Raw genomic sequence first — 6,150 nt, 5'->3', positions numbered from 1 at the left:
GTCAGGGCATGATCGAGATCGCGCATCAGCGCCGAGCCGGAAAGGCCGCCAGTTACCTTCTTGGCAGGGCAACCCATATTGATATCGACGATGTGTGCGCCTTCGCCTTCGGCAATGCGCGCCGCCTCGGCCATCCATTTTGCCTCGCGGCCCGCGATCTGAACGACGTGAGTGCCAAGGCCGTCGCCTCTCAGCCGCAATAAATTGCCGCGCTCGCGCGTGCAGAGCTCCGCGCTTGCCACCATTTCCGAGACAACCATGCCGGCCCCGGCCTGCCACGCTAGCTGCCGGAAAGGCAAGTCCGAAACGCCTGACATGGGCGCGAGAAATACGCGATTGCGCAAAACCACGTCGCCAACGTGCAACGTATGCGTCAGTTCAACCCGCGATTTTGCCTGTTTCGTATGCAATTTCATAATAGCCTATCCTTTAGACAGGATCGTGCCTCTTCGCAAGGCAAAGTGCGTCATTAGTTGCTCCTATTTTGACGTCGCGCCGACTCAATTCTCTGGCCTTTCATCGTTGCAAAGGGTAACGGAGTTGCCATCACGGAGAGAAATGTGGCGGGAAAGACTGGTAACAAGCAGGCGCGGGTCGCAGCCGTCATCGTCGCGGCCGGGCGCGGAGAACGCGCCGGCCAAAGCGTTGAAGGGCCGAAGCAATACCGCAGGATCGGTGGCGAAGCCGTTCTCGCGCATACATTGCGTGCGTTTATCGATTGTCCGCTGATCGACGACGTCGTTGTCGTCATCCACAAGGAGGATGACATCCTGTTCGCCCAGGCGCTCGGCGACCAGACTGCACATGTCATCGCTGTCACAGGTGGACCGACGCGTCAGGAATCGACACGCCTCGGACTCTTGGCGCTCAAGGATATTTCTCCTGACCATGTCCTGATCCACGACGGCGTACGCCCGTTCATATCTGCCGACCTGCTTGAGCGGGTTGTTTTCAACCTGACGCCGCATATCGGCGTTCTGCCTGTGCTCGCAGTTTCCGACACGCTCAAAGCCGCCGGCAATGATGCCATGGTTAGTGCCACCGTCCCCCGCGCCGGCCTCTATGCGGCTCAGACGCCCCAAGCGTTTCCCTTCCAGCCGATCCTTGCCGCCCACGAGGCAGCCTTTGCTGCGGGACGATCGGATTTTACCGACGATTCCGCTATTGCCGAATGGCATGGCTTACCCGTCAGGATTGTGGAAGGGTCGGCGGACAACACCAAATTGACCTGGGCGAAGGATATCGAAATGGCCGATGAACGCCTGACGAAGCAACTCTCAGCCTATCCTGATGTTCGCACCGGCAACGGCTACGATGTGCACGCATTCGAGCCCGGAAACGGAGTGATGCTTGCCGGCGTCTTTATTGACCATGATCGCAAGCTTTCGGGGCATTCGGATGCGGACGTTGCCCTGCACGCGCTGACCGACGCACTGCTGGCAACGCGCGGTGCAGGAGATATCGGCACGCACTTTCCGCCCTCGGATCCGAAGTGGAAGGGTGCGGCATCGCATATCTTTGTCGAACACGCGGTCAAGATCGTGAAAGAGGCAGGCGGGCGCATCGCCAATGCTGACATCACCCTTATCTGCGAAGCGCCGAAGGTTGGGCCGCATCGGGAGGCTATGACCGCGGCACTATCGAAAATGCTGGGCATTTCACCCGACCGCATTTCGATCAAGGCGACGACCAATGAAAAACTCGGTTTCATTGGAAGGCAGGAAGGCATTGCTGCCATAGCAACGGCGTCCGTCATTTATCCCGGAGGACTGCCGGAATGAGCAGTCTGATCGCGGAAGCAAAGGCCATTGCCGTTCTCGAAGCTTGTCGCCAAAGCGGCATCCTGCTTGCAACCGCCGAATCGTGCACGGGGGGGATGATTGCAGCCTCGCTCACCGATATTGCCGGCTCTTCGGATGTCGTGGATCGTGGCTTTGTCACTTACTCCAACGAAGCGAAGCACGAAATGGTCGGTGTTCCCGCCGGAGTCATCGCAGCGCATGGCGCCGTATCGCAGGAGGTCGCCCTGGCGATGGCTGCAGGTGCGCTCAGCCATTCGCGCGCAGGCATCGCTATTGCTGTGACCGGCGTCGCAGGCCCGGGCGGCGGTTCGGCCGAAAAGCCCGTAGGCCTTGTTTGGTTCGGCCTTGCGCTCAAGGGAAAACCACCCGTCGCGGAGCGGCATGTGTTTGCCGATCACGGCCGCGCTTCAATCCGGCTTGCCGCCGTGAATACCGCGCTGGATATGGTCCTCAAGGCTTTGAACGACTAATCTACGTATTCGCCTGCGCGCCTGATCTCGATGGCCATGCCGATCGACTCGGGCGTCACCGGCTTGAACCCGAATTTCGCGTAAAGATATCGAGCGGGACCATCGGCGATCAAGCTGACGTAAGCGCCATCCGGCGCTTCGGTATGCAAGTAATCGACGAGCCTGGAAACGATCACCTTGCCGAGCCCCTTGCCTTGATGCTCGGGATCAACGGCAATATCCACAATCTGATAGAAACATCCGCCGTCGCCGACGATGCGACCCATGGCGACCGCGCTGGAACGATATTGAACTGTCGCGGCATAGACAGTGTTTGGGAGGCCCCGTTCGGCCGCCTCCTGGCTCTTGGAGCTCAGGCCCGCAACGTCACGCAGCCTGCGATAGTCCTCTACGGACGGCGTCCCGATTTGAACTTGATATTCCTGATCTTCGTGTTGCATCGCAGATTACCTTCATGCAGTCAGGCGATTATTCATTCCTGCCATAGATAACATCCGCACGTTTTTCAAACGCTTCGGTGAATTTCCGGAAGGCGATATCGAACATGGAGCCCATGACGAAACCGAGCGTGCGGCTTTTGAATTCGTAATCGATATAAAACTTGACGACGGAATGTTCCGGGTTCTCCGCCGGAATAAACTGCCAGCGATTGTCGAGATAGCGGAAAGGTCCGTCGATATATTTGGTCAGGATCACCTTCTCTTGCGGCTTGAGCAACACCTGGCTGGTGAAGGTCTCCCGAATGAGCTTGTACCCTACCGTCATATCGGCAATCAGCAATGTCTTGCCATGACTTTCCTTGCGTGAGCGCACCTTGAGGCTCTCGCACATGGGTAGAAACTGCGGATACGTCTCCACGTCCGCAACGAGTTCGAACATCTCCTCGGCGCGATGGATGACAGGGCGGCTCGTCTCGAATTTCGGCATCAGCTACGGTTTGCGTGCATCGCCTCGCGTGCAGCCTTCAATCGTGCAAAGTCTTCGCCGGCGTGGTGCGACGAACGGGTCAGCGGGCTTGAGGCAACGACAAGGAAGCCCTTGGTCTTGGCGATAGTCGCATAGGACTTGAATTCCTCTGGCGTCACATAGTTCAGCACCGGATGGTGCTTGCGTGTCGGCTGGAGGTATTGGCCCATCGTCATGAAATCGACGTCAGCGCTGCGAAGATCGTCCATGAGCTGCAGGATTTCGTTTCGTTCCTCGCCCAGCCCGACCATGATGCCGGATTTGGTGAAGATCGTCGGATCGAGTTCCTTTACGCGCTGCAACAGCCGGATCGAATGGAAGTAGCGCGCACCGGGGCGAACTTTCAGGTAGTTGGACGGCACCGTTTCAAGGTTGTGGTTGAAAACGTCAGGACGGGCGGCAACCACGATCTCCAGGGCCCCTTCCTTGCGCAGGAAGTCGGGCGTCAGGATTTCGATGGTCGTACCGGGCGATATGCGGCGGATAGCGTGGATTACATCGGCAAAATGCTGTGCTCCGCCGTCTTGCAGGTCATCGCGGTCGACGGACGTGATAACGACGTGCGAGAGGCCCATCTTCTTGACCGCCTTGCCGACATTTTCCGGTTCATTCGGATCAAGCGCCGTCGGCAAACCCGTCGCGACATTGCAGAAGGCGCAGGCGCGGGTGCAGATTTCGCCCATGATCATGAATGTCGCGTGCTTCTTATCCCAACACTCGCCAATGTTGGGGCAACCGGCTTCCTCGCACACCGTGACGAGATTGTGCGAACGCACGATATCGCGCGTTTCAGAGTATCCCTTCGATACGGGCGCCTTGACCCTGATCCAGTCAGGCTTTTTCAAAACCTCCGAATCCGGGCGATGTGCCTTCTCCGGGTGGCGAAGGCGCCGCTTCTGATCGATCGTGTCAAGTACCGTTACCATTATGTCTTCCTAGTTCGCGGTCCTGGCTCTGCCAAAAATCCACAGAATGAGAATTGCGCCGGCGGTAGCGACGATCAGATTTCCCAGGAATCCGTAGAACTGGAAATCAAGAAGGCCAGCCAGTGTGCCGCCGACGAAAGAACCGGCAATACCGACGAGAATGTTGGTAAGCAGCCCGTGGTTGCGGTTCATCGCCTTCTCCGCGATATAACCGGCAATGAAGCCGATGACCAGCATTCCGAAGAAACCCACACCGGGCATGCCCATGATACCGACTGGCTGATCCATGTCCTTCTCCCGCTAGCGCCCGGATGCGATGGCAATGGCGCGCAACACCAGCGCCCATATAGCACCGAAAAGAAAACCGCCCAAGCCGCACGCAAACGTGACGACCCAAACACCAATCCACCCGCCTATCGCCGTTCCGTTCACGGATATGGTGTTACCGGACAGCAGACTCAAGGCAGATGGCACGAACCCGATCAGCAGGCCGACGATGGTCGACCACTTGAGGACCGCCCATGCGAGATTGGTCCAGGGCCTGCTGTCGTTTATGATCAATCCGCCATCTTTCCGTTAGGCGTTCAACACACGGCCATACGCGTCGAGCACGCTTTCCTTCATCATCTCGGAGAGGGTCGGATGCGGGAATACGGTGTGCATCAGCTCCTCCTCAGTCGTCTCCAGATTCATGGCGACCACGAAGCCCTGGATGAGTTCCGTCACTTCCGCACCGACCATATGGGCGCCGATCAGCTGGCCGGTCTTCTTGTCGAAGATGGTCTTGACCAGCCCCTGGTCTTCACCCAACGCGATGGCCTTGCCGTTCGCGGCGAACTGGAAGCGTCCGACGCGGATCTCACGCCCGCCTTCCTGGGCCTTTGCTTCCGTCAGTCCGACAGACGCAACCTGAGGCTGGCAGTAGGTGCAGCCTGGGATCTTGTCCTTTTCCAGCGCATGGACGCCAGGGAAGTTCGCAATCTTTTCGACGCAGATCACACCCTCATGCTCCGCCTTGTGCGCGAGCATGGGTGGGCCGGCCACATCGCCGATCGCATAAATGCCTGCGACATTGGTCTTGCCATAGCCATCCGCGACGATGCAGCCACGATCGGTCTTGATGCCAAGCGCCTCCAGTCCCAGGTTCTCAATGTTGCCCTGGACGCCAACGGCGGAAATCAGCCGTTCGGCCGTGATCTTTTCGACCTTGCCGTCCTTGGTTTCAACATGAGCGGTAATGGAGTTCGCCGCTTTCTCAACCTTGGTGACCTTGGCGTCAGTTATGATCTTCATCCCCTGCTTTTCGACCTGCTTGCGGGCGAAGGCCGAGATTTCGGCATCCTCAACCGGCATGACAGTCGGCAGAAGCTCGACCACAGTCACGTCCGCACCCATGGTTCTGTAGAATGAAGCGAATTCTATACCGATGGCGCCTGACCCCATGACCACCAGCGACTTCGGCATTTCCGGTGGAACCATCGCCTCGAAATAGGTCCAGATCAGTTTGCCATCTGGCTCGATACCCGGGAGCGCGCGGGGCCTCGCGCCAGTGGCGATTATGATATGATTAGCCGTATAAGTACCTTCGCCAAGCGTGTTCTTGGGTACCGGATTCTGCGGCTCCATAGGCTTCTTCGAGGTCTTCGAAACAATGATCTCGCCGGGCTTCGAAAGCTTCGCTTCGCCCCAGATCACATCAACCTTGTTCTTCTTCATCAGAAAGCCAACGCCACCGTTGAGGCGTGCCGAGACGCCGCGCGAACGTTGCACGACGGCTTTGATGTCGGCGGAAATCTTGCCTTCGATCGTGAGACCATAGTCCTTGGGGTGCTGGCCGTAGTGAAAGATTTCGGCGGAGCGGAGAAGCGCTTTTGTCGGTATGCATCCCCAATTCAGGCAGATGCCACCAAGATGCTCACGCTCGACGATAGCGGTCTTGAAGCCGAGCTGCGCGGAGCGGATCGCGGTGACATAGCCGCCGGGGCC

The 6,150-nt window shown here is 58.1% G+C and carries 9 protein-coding genes; 2 read left to right on the top strand and 7 right to left on the bottom strand.

Annotation, left to right across the window (positions count from 1 at the left end):
- Window positions 1-416 (bottom strand): tRNA-dihydrouridine synthase (locus AAAB35_RS01515; RefSeq protein WP_340666486.1); only part of this gene is annotated, 416 nt, incomplete at its 3' end.
- 129 nt (window positions 417-545) lie between these two features.
- Between AAAB35_RS01515 and AAAB35_RS01510 the strand changes: the two genes are divergently transcribed.
- Both AAAB35_RS01510 and AAAB35_RS01505 read left to right on the top strand, forming a co-directional pair.
- Complete coding sequence (locus tag AAAB35_RS01510) at window positions 546-1,781, top strand: bifunctional 2-C-methyl-D-erythritol 4-phosphate cytidylyltransferase/2-C-methyl-D-erythritol 2,4-cyclodiphosphate synthase (RefSeq protein ID WP_340666488.1); 1,236 nt, start codon at window positions 546-548, stop codon at window positions 1,779-1,781.
- Window positions 1,778-2,272 (top strand): nicotinamide-nucleotide amidohydrolase family protein, encoded by a 495-nt coding sequence (locus tag AAAB35_RS01505; protein ID WP_340666485.1) that lies wholly within the window; start codon window positions 1,778-1,780, stop codon window positions 2,270-2,272. The genes AAAB35_RS01510 and AAAB35_RS01505 overlap by 4 nt, the downstream gene beginning before the upstream one ends.
- Here the strand turns inward: AAAB35_RS01505 and AAAB35_RS01500 are convergent.
- The 6 genes from AAAB35_RS01500 to lpdA all read right to left on the bottom strand — a co-directional run.
- Window positions 2,269-2,712 (bottom strand): GNAT family N-acetyltransferase, encoded by a 444-nt coding sequence (locus AAAB35_RS01500; protein WP_340666484.1) that lies wholly within the window; start codon window positions 2,710-2,712, stop codon window positions 2,269-2,271. The genes AAAB35_RS01505 and AAAB35_RS01500 overlap by 4 nt on opposite strands.
- A 28-nt stretch (window positions 2,713-2,740) precedes the next feature.
- Entirely contained in the window at window positions 2,741-3,199 is a 459-nt protein-coding gene (locus AAAB35_RS01495; RefSeq protein WP_340666483.1) for a type II toxin-antitoxin system RatA family toxin, read from the bottom strand.
- Window positions 3,199-4,164 carry a lipoyl synthase gene (lipA, locus tag AAAB35_RS01490; protein ID WP_340666482.1) on the bottom strand — a complete coding sequence of 322 codons (966 nt, stop codon included), beginning with the start codon at window positions 4,162-4,164 and terminating at the stop codon, window positions 3,199-3,201. The genes AAAB35_RS01495 and lipA overlap by 1 nt, the downstream gene beginning before the upstream one ends.
- 9 nt (window positions 4,165-4,173) lie before the next feature.
- Window positions 4,174-4,452 (bottom strand): GlsB/YeaQ/YmgE family stress response membrane protein, encoded by a 279-nt coding sequence (locus AAAB35_RS01485; RefSeq protein ID WP_340666481.1) that lies wholly within the window; start codon window positions 4,450-4,452, stop codon window positions 4,174-4,176.
- 12 nt (window positions 4,453-4,464) lie between these two features.
- Window positions 4,465-4,662, bottom strand: coding sequence for a hypothetical protein (locus tag AAAB35_RS01480; protein WP_340666487.1), 198 nt, complete (start codon window positions 4,660-4,662; stop codon window positions 4,465-4,467).
- A gap of 78 nt (window positions 4,663-4,740) precedes the next feature.
- On the bottom strand, window positions 4,741-6,150 hold a 1,410-nt coding region (lpdA, locus tag AAAB35_RS01475; RefSeq protein ID WP_340666480.1), incomplete at its 5' end, for a dihydrolipoyl dehydrogenase.

The organism is Phyllobacterium sp., from assembly GCF_037994425.1.
GTDB lineage: Bacteria > Pseudomonadota > Alphaproteobacteria > Rhizobiales > Rhizobiaceae > Phyllobacterium.
The sequence above is the reverse complement of the archived record's forward strand: the minus strand, read 5'-3'. Positions and strand labels throughout refer to the sequence as shown.